The organism is Enterococcus sp. LJL99 (assembly GCF_054871725.1).
The window spans coordinates 21,784-39,783 of the sequence record NZ_JBTXLT010000004.1 but is presented as its reverse complement, the minus strand read 5'-3'; the positions used below and the strand labels follow the sequence as shown (position 1 = coordinate 39,783).

Here is an 18,000-nt window from a genome sequence, read left to right as displayed (position 1 = left end):
AAAAACGTTTTATTCCCAACTTAATCGTTGAATCTTTGATTTTCTAGTATTTTTTTACCCTACAGAAGGAGTGATCAAATTGGATTTATTAACAGAATATCTAGCCAAAGTCGATAATGATGATCATCAAACAATCATGAAAAACATATTTACTTGGATCTCAGAAAATTATCCCGAATTAGTTCCAGTGATAAAATGGAATCAGCCCATGTTTACCTATAATGGGACTTTCATTATTGGTTTCTCTCTTTCAAAAAAACATTTTTCAATGACACCAGAAACTAAAACAATCGAACTTTTTGAAGAGGACATCACAGCCTCAGGTTATAGCTACACGAAAAATATTATTCGTATCGAATGGACTCAACCAATAAACTACGACTTATTAAAAAAATTGATTGATTTTAATATTGTTGATAAAGCAGGCTATAAAAAATTCTTTAGATAAAAAACATTATTTTCGCGCCCGTAAAGCTGAAAGAATGGATGAAACATCGACAAGTTCTTGTAGCGCCGCCCCTACCAGTGCAGGAATCACACCTGTACTAGCAATCAACATCAAAATCGTACAAATCACAATTCCGATTAAAACAGATTGTCTCGCAATAACCATTGTCTGTTTTGAAATTTTGACTCCTGTTGCCACTCGAGAAAGATCATCTTTTAAAATGACAATATCAGCACTTTCACTTGCGGCCGTTGAACCATGCGCACCCATGGCAATTCCAACATCAGCAATCGCAAGTGCAGGTGCATCATTTACGCCATCTCCCACCATTACTTCTGGTCTTAACTCAGCAGGTATATTTTTTAAGGCATTGATTTTATCTTCTGGTAGACATTCCGCATGTACCTCATTAATTCCTACTTCTTTTGCAATTTTATCGGCAATTACTTGCTTATCTCCCGTTAACATAATCAATTTTTCGAACCCTAAATTTTTCAAGCTAGCCAACGTTTGTTTTGCCTCTGGACGAATTTCATCAATAAAAGTAATCGTTCCAACGAATTGATTATCACTCGAAATATAAATCGTAGTTTGATTACTTGAAATCGAATTTGAACAATTAGCAAAATCAGCTCGACCGATATGAATAAGTTTATTATCGACAGTCGCTTCAATGCCTTTGCCGGTCACTTCTTTTAAATTAAAAACAGGATATAGATCAAGCTTTTTTTCTTTTGCATAAAACACTAATGAACGTGCCAAAATATGAGAAGAATCTTGCTCTGCACTAGCAGCAATTTTCACAAGTGTTTCAGCATCAAATGCAGAATCAACTGATTGAATCCCATCAACATTCAATACACCTTTCGTCAATGTTCCAGTTTTATCAAACGCAATACTTTTAGCTCGCGCTAATTTTTCAATCACTGTCCCGTTTTTTACTACAATTCCATTGCGACTTGATTTACTCATACCCGCTACTAATGCAATTGGAGCCGCTAAAATCAAAGGACAAGGCGAAGCAACAACTAAAACTTCAGCAAAACGGACTGGATCTTTAGAAATAAACCACGATAGACCCCCGATGACATAAGCAATTATCGTAAACGGTACCGCATATTGATCCGCTAAACGAACAAAATGAGCGGGTTTTTCTTTCGATTCTTTGACTAATTTGACTAGCATTTGATATTGGCTATTCTCTGCGCTTTTCGTTACTTCAAACGTAAACGCATCATCCCCATTAATCGAACCTGACATTAGATCATCACCAACTTTTTTCTCAATTGGTTTTGATTCACCAGTCAAAGAAGACTCATCTATTACGGTCTCTCCTTCAATCATTCGACCATCAACTGGAATGATTTCTCCTGGTTTAACAAGAATTTTATCACCTATTGCCACTTTATCAACAGCTAAATCAATTACTTTATCTGCTTCAACTTTATGCGCAATCTGTGGTGAATTATCTAATAATGCATTCAAATCTTTACTCGCTTGTTTCCCTGCGTAATCTTCCAAACTGTCCCCACCGGTCAACATAATCAAGACAACTAAACTCGCCCAATATTCCCCAACCGCTAAAGTAGCCACGATTGCCGTAATCGCAAGAATATCGACTCCATATTGACCAGATTTTATCGTTTTGACCATTCCGATAAACATAGAAATTGTCGTTAATCCACCGACAATAGCGATTAGATAAAAAGCGATATTTGGCATTTTAAAAACAAATTCACTGATTAATGCCACAACCCCAACACTAATGATTACAACCAATTTTTTAAAGTTTGACATCTTACTCACCCGATTTCTATTCTTTATAATAAAAGTAGCATATGTTATTGAAAAAAAATATTAAATCGTACTAAATGAAAATGATAATCGTTTCATTAAAAACAAAAGATTCTCACTGAGCAAAAGACTCCTCTAATAATTAATAAGATACAATCATTCACCTTAGTTCATTCTAAACAAATGCAACGTAACATCGAAATAATAATACCGTTAAAAAATTGTATATTTTTTCGACTTATTGTAAATATCAAACCGCTTCAAAATTTCGCTGTAAAAAAAAATTAAGTGATACAAACATAAGAACTATTTTTGTTTTATATCCTAAAACCGAATAAACCGTGGAAGTTGAAGTAGAAGTAACTCCTATGAAAATAAACGACAACTCACAAAAATTTGAAAAATAATTTTCGTGAGTTGTCGCTTATTTATTGGAGTTAATCACTTCTGTTCCAACCTATTTCTAGCATAGAATTCCAATCAAATCAAATTGAAATCAGTTGCTTAGAGAACAATTTTTATAATTACGATCTATTTTCGTCATTTGTCGCTCTATTCTACTTATACTCTTTATCCTCAGCTATTTCTAAAATACGTTCTTCAACCAAGGATTTATACCAAAAAGCTGATTTCTTAAGTGAACGAGTTCGTTCCTCATTCAATTCAATTCTGACTAAACCATAGCGGTTTTTAAAGGCATTCATCGGTGAAACACAATCGGTAAATGCCCATAACATATAGCCTTCACAATTTGCACCTTCTTTTACTGCACGAAGTAAATGATACAGATGTTGAGAAATAAAGTCGATTCGATAGTGATCCTCGACGATTCCATTCTCATCCATAAATTGTTTCTCATTTTCACGTCCCATTCCATTTTCACTTACAACCCAAGGAATATCACCATAGTTTTTCTTCAAATACATCGACATATCATACATGATTTCGGGATAAATTTCCCATCCTCTAGAATTATTCATCTTTTTTCCAGGTAAATCAAAGGATTCATAATACATTTCGGGATGAAAAGGTGTTTGTTTATTCCATTCATAGCGTGGTGCTCTAACTCGTTTCGGATAATATTGATTCACACCTAAAAAATCAACAGTGTTTTCTTTAATAATCGCAAGTTCTTCTGCAGTTGGATCAAAATAAATCGCATGCTTTTTACACAAAGCAATCAACTCTTCTGGATAGCTCCCTTTGACCATTGGATCGAAATAAACACGATTGAAAAATAAATCATATACCTGTGCTGCTTGTTGATCTTCTTTAGACGAAGAACGAGGATAGACCATTTCAGGATTTAAGATACAGCCGATTCTCCCCCCATAATTTCCAGCGTGATAGACTTCAACTGCCTTAGCTGTTGCCAATACTTTATGGTAATTCCAAAGCATCCATTTTTTCGTATTTTGTTCATGCGGCCAACGAATGGCATCTAAATAACAACGTGTTTGACTAACAATCGGTTCATTAAAGGTGAACCACTGTTTCACACGATCACCATATCGATCAAAGGCTATTTTTGCATACTTTGTATATAATTCTACTACCTTTTTTGAAGACCAACCATCATAAGTATCCATTAAAAATGTTGGAACTTCATAGTGCTCTAAACAAAGCATTGGTTCTACACCGGCTGCAATCAATCCATCCACCACATCATCAATATGTTGTGCATACTCCTCATCTACGATTAAATTTTCATAATCTGTAAAAAAGCGAGCCCAATTGATCGATGTTCGATAATGAGTAAGTTTAATTTCCTTCATCAATTTTATATCTTCTGAATAGTTTTCCATAAAATTTGTTGCTACAGCAGGCCCGAACCCATCATGCCAAACAAAGCGCTCATTTTTATACCAACTATCGATAAAAGAATCTTGTCCCTCTTTTTTACCTTTCCAGCCTTCTGTTTGCCAAGCCGAAGAAGCTGCACCAATAATAAAATTTTTCGGAATCGAAATCTTCATAATATCCTCCTTAAATAAATAATATGCTTATACAACTTCTTGTGTCACTTTATTAGATATTTTTACAAATGGTAAATAAATCAAAATCGCAACAATGATACAGATAATTTGCGTAATCACTGCTCCAATGTCACCCGCAGTTGCTAAATAAGCATTAACGATTGGCGGCATTGGCCAAGGTACCATTACAACTGCTTTAGCCGCAAATCCTAATGATGTCGCAACATACCCAATCGTACCAGTCACTAATGGCGTGACAATAAACGGAATGGCTAAAATAGGATTCAGCATAATTGGCATGCCAAAAATCACGGGTTCATTGATATTAAAAATCCCTGGAGCTAAAGATAATTTGGTAATTTCTCGCATATCCGCTCGTTTTCCGACCAACAAAATTGCCACTAATAAACCAATTGTCACACCAGAACCACCCATACTCATATACATATCCCAAAAAGGCATTGTAATAATATTCGGTATTTCTTTTCCTGCTTCAAAAGCTTCTGTATTAACCGCGATTGCCGCAAGTAATAACGGTTCACGAATCGGTTTGACCATTTGATTTCCATGAATCCCAATCACCCAAAAAATTTGAGCGATAAACATCAATAGTAAAATTCCTGGTAATCCTTGTACCACACCTTCTAATGGTTTTTGAACTACATTATAAATAATATCATAAGCGTACATACCGGTAATTGCTTTGATTGCAAAACCAATCGTTGCGATACTAGCGACTGTAATTATTGTGGGAAATAGTGCCGAAAAACTTGCCGATACATTTGTTGGAACCGTGTCAGGCATTTTTAATTGTAGTTTTTTCTGACGACCAAGCCACGAATACAACTCAACAGAAGCGATTGCAACAAACATCCCTAAAAATAAGCCTTTCGTATCTGTGTATTGTTTGGCTAGTACATTTTCTACAAGCACTTCTTGATTCTCTGCGTTTAAAAAATTATACGTTGTAGGATTGACGGACAGATAGGACATTACAGCGACAATCCCTGGAAATACACCCTTGATATGGTTTAATTTTGCTAATTCAATCCCAATCAAGAAGACTGCATAAATCGTTAGAAAACTTAGCGTAACGTAACTAACCGTCGAAGCAATCGGCTTTAAATCAGCTAAAAAGCGTAAGAAACTGATTTGAGCCAACCCATTTTCAGCATCAAAAACCATGGCTGAAAACAAGGTACCGAAAGCTCCTGTGATAATAACAGGAATCAACGCTGCAAACGCATTTTTAATGACCATAATATAACGAAGTGAATTAATCTTAGTTGCAACATTTCCTAAAACACCAGCTAACTTGTCCATAAACGTTCCTTTTCCCATATGAATCTTCCTCCTTTATGTTAACGCTTCCCATACTCCATACAAATAACTCGCTCCTAATGCCCGATCATACAAACCATAGCCCGGTCTACCTGTTTCTCCAAAAATCATTCGGCCATGGTCGGGTCGTAATGGACCTTTATACCGATGAGCATGCAACAACTTCATCAATGCAACCATATCGACAGACCCCATATTAGACGGATGAGCCGTTTCTTCAAAATCATTATTTTCATGCAAGCGAACATTTCTCAAATGAATGAAATGAACTTTCTTTTCTGCTAAACAAAAACTTAAAATCTGATTTAAATCATTTGCAACGCTGGACCCTAAAGAGCCACTACAAAAGGTCACACCATTATTTCGACTAGGATTTATCTTAAATAGTCGCTGATAAGAATCGATTCCAGTAATAATTCTTGGCAATCCAAAAATTGAATAGGGCGGATCATCTGGATGAATCGCCATGTTGATGCCAACTTCTTCCGCAACTGGAATAATTGCTGATAAAAAATAGGTAAGATTTTGCCACAACTGTTCTTCATCAATCGTTGCATACGCCTCAAATAAATCATTCAATTCCTCTCGAGTATAAGATTCATCCCAACCAGGTAACGAAAGTGATTTGTCCATCGGATTGATTAATGCTAATTCTTTTTGGCTTAGCGCTAAAGACGTGGAACCATCCTTATTTTCATAGGTTAAATTAGTTCGTGTCCAATCAAAAATAGGCATAAAATTATAACAAACTGTTTTGATACCAAATGAAGCTAAGTTTCTAAGCGTCTGTTGGTAATTCAAAATATACTGTTCTCGTTCTATTTTTCCTAATTTGATTGCCTCATGAACAGGAACACTTTCAACCGTTTCAAATACCAAATCATAATATTCTATCCTTTGTTTTAAATCAGCAATTTTTTCATTCGACCACACATCACCCACAGGTACATTATATACAGCGCTTACAATTTCTTTCACATTAGGAATTTGCCGAATATAATTCAACGTTACTTTATCTTCAAGTCCGTACCAGCGAATAGCTAGTTTCATTTAGAGTCCCCCAATCTTGTAAACAACAAAATAATCATCTGATGATTTTAATATAAAATACATCAGATGATTTGTCAATAAAAAGTTATTCAATTTACTTTTCGCGAATCGCTCGTTCGACTTCTCGACGATTATTTGCCATATGAATCAACATAGCATCCATCGCTTCTGTTTCACGCCTCCGCATCACAGCATCTACAATATCGCGATGCAACTGCACTGTTTCCGTTTTAATTTGCTTACTCGAATAATCCTTATTAAACAATGCAATTGATTGATTAATGACAGGCATAAGATGGAACAACGCCACATTTCCACTAGCTTCTGCAATTGTTGTATGAAATGCAATATCCAATTGAATATGTTCCTCGTCACCATTAAAAAAAGACTGCTCGATTGCCTCTCGTAGTTCTTCAAGTTTCATTATTTGTTGTTCTGTAGCATAACGTGCCGCCAAGGCTGCCATTTTAGGTTCTAGCAGATAGCGCAACTCAAACAAATCCCGAATCATTTGATCTTGATCTTTAACCATCGAAAAACCTAACGGGTCTGTCGCGATCCCTCTACGCTCACTCACAAAAGTTCCCGCACCTTGGCGCACCTCTAAAATATTCCGAGAAGCCAATGCTCGAACCGCTTCTCGAATCGTACTACGACCAACATCTAGTTGCTTAGACAATTCATATTCGTTCGGCAACTTATCACCGATTGTAAAATTACAGTCTTTAATAAATTGAATCAGTTTATCTGTTGTTACTCCAACGAGTGTTTTTCCTTCTTCCACATCGCTCCTCCTCTCAAAAAATCATCTGACGTTTATAATTATATCTTATTTTCAGATAAAATACACACTGATACCTACAATAAAAATAAAGTCTCCAGCAAATAATCATCTGATGATTTATTCGTAATTCAAGTTTTTAACTATGACTCAAAATGAGCTAAGACTCGTTGAGCAATTTCATAATGGCCAACAGGAGTAGGGTGAACACCATCTTCACCTGTATAAATTTTAGGATTTGAGGCAAGTGCTTTTTCATTCAAAGGTCCATCTAGCGCAACAAACTCACACTGATACTCTTGCGCTAATCGACGAATTATTTGGATTTTCGGATCTAAATCGGCACGCCAATTCATTCGATCGATTGGATAATTTAAAACAAACGGTTCTAAAATCAATATATTTGAAGTCACTTTTTGATATTCATCAAGCAATTGACGATAGTGTCGCTCAAATGTCAAAGCAGAGTCTTCTGTCGCAAAACTTTCCCGATCAACATTATGCCAAACATCATTGATCCCAATCAAAAGAACAATACTATCTGGTTTTAACGCTACACAATCTGCTTCCGTTCGTGCCAACAAATCGGCAATTTTATTCCCACCAATTCCACGATTAAAAAACGTTAATTGATACTCTGGATATTTCGCTCCTAACGCACCGCTAACAAACAAAGGAAAGCCCGTTCCTAAATCATAGGGATTCTCTCTATTTCTATCGGCATCTGTAATACTATCACCAATAAACAAAATACGTTGCTTTTGCTCTAATTTCATCACTACTTTTCTCCTCATCTTAAACTAGTTTCTTTTAATTGTAACCCTTACCATTTTTGATACAATTAAAAACGTCACTCAATTACTCACGATAAACGTAACATATTAATAATTTTCTGACAATCAAATTTTAGCAAATAATCTTATCAAGAAAATAGACGATTAATAGAAAATAAACGAAACAAACCATTGCTACTAGGAAATTAAGATCAGTACTATTTTATTTTTTTCCAGTTCCTTTTCTTAAATTGATTAAAAAAAAGAAAAATTTCACAATCGTTTAATGATAAAGTTGTTTTTGTAAATAATAGAAAAAGAAAGTAGGTATTTCAATGAAAAAAATCGCGTTAATCACCTATAAAGATCAGTCAAAAACGTATGAAGCTATGTCGAAACTAAAAAATTTAGCTGACAGCCGAACACTAGGAGTCAAACAAGCTGTAATTATTCAAAAAGACAACGACGGCTCAAGTTTTTCCATTAAAGACGGCTTAGATTACCAAAGCGCTAACCGTGTATTTACTGGTGGAATTATCGGGATGATTGTCGGAATATTAGCTGGACCTTTAGGCATTTTGTGCGGCTGGATCATCGGAGATTTAGCTGGAGCAGGTACAAACTATGTAAAAGCGAAAAAAAATAATACGATTTTTGATAGCATTGCACAAAAATTAGACAACAATGAAGTCGGTTTGCTAATTTATATGGATGAAGTTGATCCAGAGTTATTAAATACGTTAATTGTAGATAAATTAGACGGTAACATCGAACGCTTCGATTACGATACTGTAAAAGAAGATGTAGATACTGCACATAAACATTTAGAACAATAAAATAGTGCTCTAAAAATCACTAGCTATTCTAAAAATAAATAAAAGTAATAGTAATAAATAAATAAGATATAGAAAAAAGCGTTCAATCTAGAACAATAAAGTTTCTTGATTTGGCGTTTTTTTCTTATACCTTCATCTTTATATCATACTCTTTTACAAATGATAAATCTTTCGTGACATAAAATCATACGAGTACTAATATCACGGAAGTAACTGAGAATCATTCCTCAAAAAATTTTTGAACCATTAACTATTATGATAATTAGTCAATCAATTATAGCGTATCTTCTAACTACTTTTACTTTTCCAGTCTCCGATATCGCTTACATAGGGTCCCCATATCTAACATTTATGAAATAAAAGTTTCGTCAACAAATCGACAAAGTTTATTCGCAATTTCATTAAAAAAGTGATACACTAAAATAGACAAAAGAGAGAGGCAACAACATCCCCTCTTGTGCAGACCGTTCAAAGTGGCGGCTTAGTTTATAATCTAAAAAATAGACTGTCAACCTTCCAAAGTTGAGACAGTCTATTTTTTGTTGTTCTTATTACTGATATTGAAAATCAATGTTGCAAATGCTAACGCAAACATCAATGCTTCGTATCTTCCTTTCTAGGAGTATAGCCACAAGTCAACATAGGCATCTCCATTTCTTTTGGGCTTAAGCCGACCGCCTCAAACTTTCTACCAATATTATTCAATGCTAATTGTAAAATATAAAACTTTTCCGCATTTATCTAAACCTATTCAAAACTAAGCTATAAATTGAAATGTCTTTTTTATGAATCATACACCCAACACAATATAGCTACTTAACTCATTACTACAAACTAATTCCTTAGTTTCCTATTACACAACTTCTCACCATCCTACTAAAACGGTCTTCTTCTTCCTGGAGAAAAGCGTTTCAAATCATCTGGAGAAAGTTCTAATTTTTCGATCATCCCATCATTTAATTTATCCAATATTTCTGAGAATTGACTCAATTCTTCATCCGTCAAGACATCTAAAGCTATCGGCTTAAAATCGTTATCAAATTTATTTTCAGTGAATTTTTTCCCTTCCTCTGTCAATTCGATCATCAACACACGGCGATCCATTTCAGATGGGTATCTCCGAACATAACCTTTATCCTCTAGTTTTTTAATCATTTCTGATGTAGATTGCGGGCGCATTTTTACCATTCGATTCAACTCTTTTTGAGAAATGATTGGTTGTCTTTCTAATATATATAAGATTTGTCCCTGACCTTCAAAACGATTCCCAAAATTAAGTAAGCCTTTACGATTTTTCCGAAAATAAATATGAAGCAAACCATCTAAATTCATAAACTTCTGAGCTACATTGCGACTGATCGAATTTCGTTCTTGCTTTTCCATTCCTATCACCTATCTCCTTTGATTTTCATAAAATTTCAACTAAATTTCTTCTTTGATTATTATTTTATCAGGTTGGCTTACTTTTTTCAAAAAAAGGATTGACAAATTAGTCAGGTACCTTTATTATTAGTTTCATCAGGTACCCAGATAATATTTTTAAATTAGTAATAAAGGAGAAATTTAGTATGCAAAATATAAATGTTATTGAAGTAAACAACTTAAGCAAATCTTTTGGTTCATTTAAAGCAGTTGATTCAGTCAGTTTTGAAGTAAAAAAAGGAGAAATTTTTGGAATATTGGGGCCTAATGGTGCGGGAAAAACAACACTTGTCCGAATGCTAGCAACTCTATTACAGCCAGATAGTGGAAACGCAACTCTCTCTGGTATCGATTTAGTGAAAAATCCACAAATCGTTCGACGTACCATCGGTTTAACAGGACAATACGCATCTGTTGACGAAGAATTATCTGCTTATGAGAATCTAGCGATTTTCTGTAAATTAAATGGGCTAACTAAAAAAGAAACAGCTATCAGGATCGATGAATTGCTAAAAGAATTTTCCTTAAAATATGCCAAAAATCGTGCATTGAAGAATTTTTCTGGTGGGATGAGACGTCGTTTGGATTTAGCGGTTAGTTTGATTGCACAACCAAAAATCATCTTTTTAGATGAACCAACAACAGGGCTTGATCCACGAACACGAGGCGAAATGTGGGGAACGATCAAGAAATTAGTTAACAATGGCGCAACTGTTGTATTAACGACGCAATATTTAGAAGAAGCAGATCAATTAGCCGATCGAATGATGATCATCGACCATGGAGCAATCGTTGCAATGGGCACTGCTAATCAATTAAAACAAAAAGTTGGTTCTTCTACGTTAGAAATTTCATTGCAAGATGAACAGCAACTAGAAAAAGGCAAATCTATTTTAGAAAAAGTGACCAACGAAACCGTACAAACAGATCAAGAAGAAAATACTTTAAGATTGCCAATGGAAAATGTCGATTTTCTCTCACCAATTTTAAATGAGTTCTCTACTGAAAAGATCACCGTTGAACAATTATCTGTCCGTCAACCAAGTTTAGATGAAGTCTTTTTGACTTTAACACATAAATAGGAGTGAAAAACATGGAAAGAAAAATCAATTATGGATTGAGTAAAACATTCTCAGATATTACAACAATGAGCTATCGAACTTTATTAAAAATCAAACATAACCCAGATAAATTATTAGATGTTACTTTGATGCCCGTCTTTTTTACCATTATGTTTACTTATATTTTTGGTGGCGCGATTTCAGGAAATGTCCAAGCTTATCTACCGATCATCATACCAGGTGTCTTAGTTCAAACACTGCTTTCTACTACCAGCGGCGCCGGAACGCAATTAAGAGAAGATATTGATACAGGAGTATTTGATCGCTTTAAATCTTTACCGATTGCTCGAATTGCACCTTTAGCGGGAATTTTAGTTGCCGATATTGTCCGCTATGTGATTGCAGCTTGTATTACATTGTTGACCGGTTTTATTATTGGTTGGCGCCCAGAAGCAAACTTTTTGTGGGTTATCGCCGCAACAATTTTAGCGATTTTTACTGCGTGGTCTCTAAGTTGGGTGTTCGCAGTCTTAGGATTGATTATGAAAAATGCCGCAACTATCCAAGGATTATCAATGATGATCATGATGATGTTGACCTTCTTATCTAGCGCCTTCGTTCCAACTGATACCCTACCAACATTATTGCGTAACTTTGCGACGATCAATCCAGTGACTCACGTGATCGAAGCCTATCGTCAAATGGTCACCCAAGGACAAATGGGGATGGATGCTCTTTGGACATTACTTTCTAGTATTGTCATTGTCTTGATTTTTGCACCGATCACTTTAAAACTTTATAACAAAAAAGTGTAATAACTTATTAAAAAAGAAAGGAAGATGCTTTATGGAAAAATTCAAAATCGAACAAAAAAAATTACTTGAAAAATCAGCAAAAAAGATTCAAATACTTTGGGAAAGCGAGAAACAAAAAATCGAATTCGAACTTCGTAATAATTGGCTACAGAATTTGGTTGGTGCATAGTTCAAAATGTTTATCCTAACGTCTTAGGTAGAATCATTTAAGCCAGTAACACAAATTTAGTTAAATCAAAAAATAACCGTTATCTTCCAAAAAAAGATGACGATTATTTTTTTATAATCTATTTCATCTCGAACAAATAAAAAAACTTTATTTATAATAGTCAGTTCACTGTCATCTTTTAGAAAATAATAGCTTGCTTAAATCTTTTATTTTAAACGAGTCCTATGACAATTTTGGCAAGTTTTGTAAATATCTATCCATGGATTCAGTTTCTTGTTTCATTTTATTCACCTTCTAAATCTTTTCTAATCATTTTACATAATCGCTATACATAGCATGTTATTTCATCACATGGGTAAGCTATATGAAGTTGAAAAATGGTATAATTAAAAGAAAATAAACTTTCTAGGAGGAGTTATGAAAATATCTTATGAAATCAGTCTAGAAGATAATATGAATTTTTTTGCTTATCAAGTCAAAAAACAGATCAATCCGTCAATCAATGATTCAATAAAGCGATGGAATATATTGTGTTTTCTGATTTTGGCTATACTTTTACCAATAGCAGAATATAATGTGACGAAAGAAAAAATGGGCTTCATCGTTTTCTTTATTATTGGTCTTGCAATTTTTGGACTTATGAATTATAAAGCTAATTCAAGAAATTTATGGTGGAAATGCTATAAAAGAAAAGCTAGGAAAGATTTTCAAAAAATGTATTACGATGATGGCGAGATAACAAAGAAAGTATATTTAAGTGTTGGTGAGGGTCACATCACTATAGAGAATGACGATAGAAAAAGAATTTATAAAGAAAAATATATTAAATTTATTGATGTTGATGAACTTTACTATTATCTATTTTTTAAAAATTATGAAGGTACATTACTACCGAAAAAATTTATTAGTCAAAAAGATCGTGAGTGGTTTGAGAATCACCTATAAATATATAGTTATTTAATTAGTTATCACAATCAAGTTTATTCAAAGTATTTATTTTATACTCAAATTGCAAAATATGAAGAATTTGTAAAAGAGAAATATAAAGGGCAAATCTACGGCGAATAGGTTTGTCCTTCTTTTTTCACTAATTGCGACTTCTAGCATGTGTGCTAATCATTTATTTAGGCTCATTGTCTTTCACGTTCAACATACGAGAAATCAATTCTACGAAGACTAGTGCAGTAACCAAACTAACGACATAAAACAAGCAGCCAGTCATATAACTGGCAATTCTAACTAAGAAAGTAAACAACTCTCTTTCTTATAAAATAAGCCGAAATTGCTGTAAAACACAGCGAATGAAAGAAGCTGATGTTACATAATACCTACTTGGTTACAAAAAATTTGAAGAACACCAATAATGTATAGAAAAATTCAAAAATACAGTTCATCATTTTTAATCCTCTACTTCTAATTGCTAATAATAAAATAAATTAAAGTTGGTAGTATTAAAGAGATAAGAATAATGATGCTTATAATAAACAAAATTTTCCAAAAAAAGTAAGCATTTTTACTTTGTCTAGTAAATTCTATTTTAAAATTTCTATAGCTAATGAAAGGTAATATCAAAACAAAAAATAAGAAAAAAATTCCCACTATTCTATTCATCATAATTTATAACCCATTTTTCTTTACTATAAGTAACAGTTTAAATAGCTTTTTCATCATTTTGAATATCCATATCAAAGTGTTGTTAGTAAAAATAAAAATACCTATGGTTAATACAAGTGAAATAAATAAACAATTTAAAACGGTTTTAGAATTATCATTTACTATAAATTGTGAAATAGGAAAACTAAAATTAAAAAACAAGATACTGACCATTAAACTAATAAAATATCGACTATTACAAATAAATTGTTTCATGTTACCTACCTCCATCAAAACTTTTTTATTCTTCTCATTGAAAGATTCACATCTCAATTTTTATAAAGTTGAAAAACGAGTCCTAACGATTCTTCCAGCAACTACTACATATTGTCAATCATCCCAACAAGAACCCATGACTCAGATATTGCTTACCATTTTAGTTACAGTAATTTCTCCATTAAGAGTTTTTTATAGTAACTATATGATTATTAGTATAAATAATGATAGAACTACTTTTAATTCAGTTTTTGAAGTAGCCAACACTACTGCTTCGGGAACAAGCCTTATTGCAAATAAACTTAACGTAGCCATAGTTATAAATTTTTTTCATAAATAAAACCTTCTTTCTTTTTTATAAGATAACTATCCTACATTTTTCTTATTTGCACTAGAAATCATTCATTTACATAGGGGGAATTATAGCGAGCATTCCTTTTATATCAACGTTTTTGAAATCCACTAATTTATCATGCGCACTCACTGAGTGACACTATGTAAACTGATAATTGCTTACATAATTACTATTTTTGAGTTATATTCAATACAAGTTACACTTAGGAAAAGAAAAATATCATGTATTTGAAACATTTATTAGAAAACAGCGTATAATAAAAGAGGATTCACAACAAGATATTTCTACTTACTTAGAGAATAAAAGATATACCATTTCAAGTTGGACAAACCATTTGTCTTTGTTATGATTTAAATCATATTTGATTTTTTATAGACATCGTCAGAAGACTTGTTACATAACTTAAAACAAACGTTTCATAATAAAGGAGTGAATAGATAATGACAATCGGGCAACGCTTAAAAAAAATACGTTTAGATAAAGGATACTCTCAAAATGATGTTGCGACATTTTTAAATATTTCTAGACAATCAATTTCTAGATGGGAAACAGATAAAGCTTATCCTGATATAGATAATTTAGTGGAACTAAGTAAGTACTATGAAGTTTCAATTGATGACTTATTGACCGAAACAAAGGTACTTCAACAAGAAATTAATGAGAAAACGGAACAAATGAATAGAAATATAGAAGAGATAGAGGATACACAAAAAAAGTTACATCAGTTACTTTCATCAGACAACGATGAGAGTTGGTTATTATTACTATTTACAGTCTTTTCAATCGCCATTGCTCCGTTTGGATTAATCGCAATTCCGCTTATATTGTGGCGCAATAAAACAGATAACCAATTCTCTAAATTAATTATCTGTTTATCGATTCTTATTTTTATCTACAATATTTACATTTTATATATAGGTATTACAAGTAGCCTTGATATAGGAACCAATATAACTGTTCAGTAAAAGGATATTCAATAACTAAATTTCTGTGCTTACTGTTGCTTTGACTTGTAGCGTTTTGAAGCAAGCTCTATTTCCAAACAGCTTCTGCCAAAGTAAAGCATTAGTACAGAGGAATTTTTCATATAACAAAAGGGTAAAATTGATTTTATAGTCAGAACTAACGAAGAAAAGGAGATTCAACTTATGAATGATTAACAAAAAGTCAGAGGTTTAGGATATATTTTAGTTGGAATACTTATTTTAGTTAGTCTGATGTTATCAATAAAACCAGAATTAATATTTTTAGAGGGGAATCTTTTAGATATCAGTTATAGATTACCTAAAACATTATTTGTCATTTTCACGTTATATACATTACTAAGTGTAGGGTTAAAATTAATAAGGAAATAGATTAGATGGTCAAAAACAATTAACAAAAATCCGCTATCTAAAAATTAATTAACAGTTTCATATTCATTTTATCAAAATCAAATGCTTTATCCTCGATATCTTCTTACTAAGATCACCGTTGACAAAACTAGTAAAATCATCCCCATGATCGCAGGCATGGTATGGCTGACTAGCGAATACAATTGACCGCCAATGATTGGACCAATTACACGAGCTAGCGCTTGAATACTTTGAGAACTGCCTTGAATCCGACCTTGTTCATGATCACTAACTGATTTTGATAGCATCCCATTAAATGATGGACCAAATAGCGAATCACCTAGTCCAAAAAAGATCATCCCAATAATGAAAACGGCTGGAATAGCGACTAAAGCCGATATAGCGATAAAACAATACCCAATAATTTCACTACTGATTCCTAGCAGAGCAATTTTCTTATCTGTTAAAAAACGCAACAAACGAGGCATAATCACTGCTTGAGAAAAAATATCTAAAATTCCAATGATTGAAAAAGTCAGTCCAATCAACATCGGTTTCCAAGCAAAAGTATCAATCGAAAATTGGGAAAAAATTGCTTGCAATGACCCATTTGGTAACCAAATCAAGAAGCCAGAAATCAGTAACCATTTCATTGAGGCAAAAGAAAGAACACTCATTAGTTGAGTAACAGGATTTAATTGTTTCAATGAAATATTCATAGTACGTTTTTCTTTTGCTAAACTTTCTGGCATAAAGAAATAACCATAAATTGCATTAATAACGGTAATTCCTGCACCAACATACATCGGTACACTAGTTCCAAAAGTTGCTAATACACCACCGATGATTGGCCCCATGGCAGTTCCGATGCCAACAACTGCACTAATCCAACCAAAATACTTGGTTCGATCACTAATTGGTGTAATGTCCGCGAAATAAGCCAAAATTGCTGAGATCTCTCCACCTGTCATCCCTTCAATGATTCGTCCTAAAAAAAGAATCCATAATGCTCCGCCAAAACCGAAGATCAAATAACCCAAAGCAGAGCCAAGTAAACTAAGAATTAATACAGGTCGGCGACCATAACGATCACTAAGGGAACCTAAAATAGGAGCAGCTAAAAAAATTGAACAAGCATAAACAGCGGTTAATAATGTAATAGCTGTCGCTTGCCGTTGAGGATCAGCAGTATAGTTTGCAACTAGAAACGGTAAGACAGGACTCACGATTGTCAAGCCTAAGCCAGTTAAAAAAACAGATATAAAGCCAAATGAAAAGGCATGTTTATTGATCGAATGATTCAAAAGAATCCTCCTCTACATTCTTATTGTTTCCTAAGAAACAAAACAAGCGTACAACATTATTGTTTCCTTGTCAACAATTAATCGTGCAAAAAAAGCCGAAACAAGTGGAGTAGCTTTTTTGTTTCGGTTCTAACTATGTTTTTTATGCTTTTTTTCCATTGCTTTAAGATGATGTCTATAGCGACCAATGAAACGAAAAATCGCATCAAATTCAGCATCTGTCATCGGTGAAAAAACTTCTTTATCTCGTTCTAAAAACGATTGATGTAACTGTTGATGAATATGATTGATTTTTTTCCCTTCTGCCGTTAGCCTAAAATAGATTTCTTTTTTATTCTCCTCATTTTGATAACTTTCAAGAACTTCTTTTTTCATTAACTTCTTAGCTAATTTACTGATTGCGCCACGAGTCATATAACTAGCAGCAGCCAGTTTTGTCACGTTCGCTTCGGGAATCAATTCTACATGTTCAATCAATTCAATCTCACTCAAACTATAGCCTTTTAGCACTTCTTCTAGCTCTGGTTTATTGAGCCAAATAATTTCGTTGCAAACATCCATCAACTCGCTCATCAGCTGTTGTCTTCTATCCATCGTAAAACCTCTTTTACGTTTTCTTTTAGTATAAAAGGATTTTGTTTCTTTTGCAACAAAAGATAAGAATATCTCTTT

General features: G+C 33.4%; 16 protein-coding genes. 7 read left to right on the top strand and 9 right to left on the bottom strand.

What is annotated here, in order from left to right:
• Window positions 1-79 precede the first annotated feature (79 nt).
• A complete protein-coding gene (locus tag ACYSNW_RS07405; protein ID WP_461743847.1) occupies window positions 80-448 on the top strand; it encodes an iron chaperone in 369 nt (122 codons plus the stop codon).
• 6 nt (window positions 449-454) lie between these two features.
• On the opposite strand, the gene ACYSNW_RS07400 is transcribed toward ACYSNW_RS07405, so the two are convergent.
• The 6 genes from ACYSNW_RS07400 to ACYSNW_RS07375 form a co-directional block, all read right to left on the bottom strand.
• Window positions 455-2,245 carry a heavy metal translocating P-type ATPase gene (locus tag ACYSNW_RS07400; RefSeq protein ID WP_461743846.1) on the bottom strand — a complete coding sequence of 597 codons (1,791 nt, stop codon included), beginning with the start codon at window positions 2,243-2,245 and terminating at the stop codon, window positions 455-457.
• Window positions 2,246-2,799: 554 nt separating this feature from the next.
• Window positions 2,800-4,218, bottom strand: a complete 1,419-nt coding sequence (locus ACYSNW_RS07395) for a glycoside hydrolase family 1 protein (RefSeq protein WP_461743845.1) — start codon at window positions 4,216-4,218, stop codon at window positions 2,800-2,802.
• Window positions 4,219-4,245: 27 nt separating this feature from the next.
• The gene (locus ACYSNW_RS07390; protein WP_461743844.1) at window positions 4,246-5,559 is read right to left on the bottom strand and encodes a PTS sugar transporter subunit IIC; all 1,314 of its coding nucleotides are present in this window, start codon (window positions 5,557-5,559) and stop codon (window positions 4,246-4,248) included.
• Between the two features lie 15 nt (window positions 5,560-5,574).
• Window positions 5,575-6,609, bottom strand: a complete 1,035-nt coding sequence (uxuA, locus tag ACYSNW_RS07385) for a mannonate dehydratase (RefSeq protein WP_461743843.1) — start codon at window positions 6,607-6,609, stop codon at window positions 5,575-5,577.
• 94 nt (window positions 6,610-6,703) lie between these two features.
• Entirely contained in the window at window positions 6,704-7,393 is a 690-nt protein-coding gene (locus ACYSNW_RS07380) for a FadR/GntR family transcriptional regulator (RefSeq protein WP_461743842.1), read from the bottom strand.
• A 140-nt stretch (window positions 7,394-7,533) separates the two neighbouring features.
• Window positions 7,534-8,166 (bottom strand): SGNH/GDSL hydrolase family protein, encoded by a 633-nt coding sequence (locus ACYSNW_RS07375; RefSeq protein ID WP_461743841.1) that lies wholly within the window; start codon window positions 8,164-8,166, stop codon window positions 7,534-7,536.
• 332 nt (window positions 8,167-8,498) lie between these two features.
• On the opposite strand from ACYSNW_RS07375, the gene ACYSNW_RS07370 reads away from it, so the two are divergent.
• Window positions 8,499-8,999, top strand: coding sequence for a hypothetical protein (locus ACYSNW_RS07370; protein ID WP_461743840.1), 501 nt, complete (start codon window positions 8,499-8,501; stop codon window positions 8,997-8,999).
• Between the two features lie 876 nt (window positions 9,000-9,875).
• Here the strand turns inward: ACYSNW_RS07370 and ACYSNW_RS07365 are convergent.
• Entirely contained in the window at window positions 9,876-10,382 is a 507-nt protein-coding gene (locus ACYSNW_RS07365) for a MarR family winged helix-turn-helix transcriptional regulator (RefSeq protein ID WP_461743839.1), read from the bottom strand.
• A gap of 185 nt (window positions 10,383-10,567) precedes the next feature.
• Between ACYSNW_RS07365 and ACYSNW_RS07360 the strand changes: the two genes are divergently transcribed.
• The 5 genes from ACYSNW_RS07360 to ACYSNW_RS07340 all read left to right on the top strand — a co-directional run bounded on the left by ACYSNW_RS07360 (window position 10,568) and on the right by ACYSNW_RS07340 (window position 15,655).
• Entirely contained in the window at window positions 10,568-11,503 is a 936-nt protein-coding gene (locus ACYSNW_RS07360; protein ID WP_461743838.1) for an ATP-binding cassette domain-containing protein, read from the top strand.
• Window positions 11,504-11,514: 11 nt separating this feature from the next.
• A complete protein-coding gene (locus ACYSNW_RS07355; RefSeq protein ID WP_461743837.1) occupies window positions 11,515-12,297 on the top strand; it encodes an ABC transporter permease in 783 nt (260 codons plus the stop codon).
• Between the two features lie 31 nt (window positions 12,298-12,328).
• Window positions 12,329-12,466 carry a hypothetical protein gene (locus ACYSNW_RS07350; protein WP_461743836.1) on the top strand — a complete coding sequence of 46 codons (138 nt, stop codon included), beginning with the start codon at window positions 12,329-12,331 and terminating at the stop codon, window positions 12,464-12,466.
• Window positions 12,467-12,883: 417 nt separating this feature from the next.
• Window positions 12,884-13,411: a YcxB family protein gene (locus ACYSNW_RS07345; protein ID WP_461743835.1), complete on the top strand. Its 528-nt coding sequence runs from the start codon at window positions 12,884-12,886 to the stop codon at window positions 13,409-13,411.
• A gap of 1,719 nt (window positions 13,412-15,130) precedes the next feature.
• On the top strand, window positions 15,131-15,655 hold the full coding sequence (locus ACYSNW_RS07340) for a helix-turn-helix domain-containing protein (RefSeq protein WP_461743834.1): 525 nt from the start codon (window positions 15,131-15,133) through the stop codon (window positions 15,653-15,655).
• Window positions 15,656-16,131: 476 nt separating this feature from the next.
• Here ACYSNW_RS07340 and ACYSNW_RS07335 read toward each other — a convergent pair whose 3' ends face one another.
• Together ACYSNW_RS07335 and ACYSNW_RS07330 are read right to left on the bottom strand one after the other, a co-directional pair.
• Window positions 16,132-17,328 (bottom strand): MFS transporter, encoded by a 1,197-nt coding sequence (locus ACYSNW_RS07335; RefSeq protein ID WP_461743833.1) that lies wholly within the window; start codon window positions 17,326-17,328, stop codon window positions 16,132-16,134.
• A 129-nt stretch (window positions 17,329-17,457) separates the two neighbouring features.
• Window positions 17,458-17,922 (bottom strand): MarR family transcriptional regulator, encoded by a 465-nt coding sequence (locus ACYSNW_RS07330; protein ID WP_461743832.1) that lies wholly within the window; start codon window positions 17,920-17,922, stop codon window positions 17,458-17,460.
• Window positions 17,923-18,000: the final 78 nt, after the last annotated feature.

Bases quoted from the DNA above. Each gene is read 5' to 3' on its own strand.
- ACYSNW_RS07400 (WP_461743846.1), bottom strand. From the start codon at position 2,245: ATGTCAAACTTTAAAAAATTGGTTGTAATCATTAGTGTTGGGGTTGTG.
- ACYSNW_RS07395 (WP_461743845.1), bottom strand. From the start codon at position 4,218: ATGAAGATTTCGATTCCGAAAAATTTTATTATTGGTGCAGCTTCTTCG.
- ACYSNW_RS07390 (WP_461743844.1), bottom strand. From the start codon at position 5,559: ATGGGAAAAGGAACGTTTATGGACAAGTTAGCTGGTGTTTTAGGAAAT.
- uxuA (WP_461743843.1), bottom strand. From the start codon at position 6,609: ATGAAACTAGCTATTCGCTGGTACGGACTTGAAGATAAAGTAACGTTG.
- ACYSNW_RS07375 (WP_461743841.1), bottom strand. From the start codon at position 8,166: ATGAAATTAGAGCAAAAGCAACGTATTTTGTTTATTGGTGATAGTATT.
- ACYSNW_RS07370 (WP_461743840.1), top strand. From the start codon at position 8,499: ATGAAAAAAATCGCGTTAATCACCTATAAAGATCAGTCAAAAACGTAT.
- ACYSNW_RS07365 (WP_461743839.1), bottom strand. From the start codon at position 10,382: ATGGAAAAGCAAGAACGAAATTCGATCAGTCGCAATGTAGCTCAGAAG.
- ACYSNW_RS07360 (WP_461743838.1), top strand. From the start codon at position 10,568: ATGCAAAATATAAATGTTATTGAAGTAAACAACTTAAGCAAATCTTTT.
- ACYSNW_RS07355 (WP_461743837.1), top strand. From the start codon at position 11,515: ATGGAAAGAAAAATCAATTATGGATTGAGTAAAACATTCTCAGATATT.
- ACYSNW_RS07350 (WP_461743836.1), top strand. From the start codon at position 12,329: ATGGAAAAATTCAAAATCGAACAAAAAAAATTACTTGAAAAATCAGCA.
- ACYSNW_RS07345 (WP_461743835.1), top strand. From the start codon at position 12,884: ATGAAAATATCTTATGAAATCAGTCTAGAAGATAATATGAATTTTTTT.
- ACYSNW_RS07340 (WP_461743834.1), top strand. From the start codon at position 15,131: ATGACAATCGGGCAACGCTTAAAAAAAATACGTTTAGATAAAGGATAC.
- ACYSNW_RS07330 (WP_461743832.1), bottom strand. From the start codon at position 17,922: ATGGATAGAAGACAACAGCTGATGAGCGAGTTGATGGATGTTTGCAAC.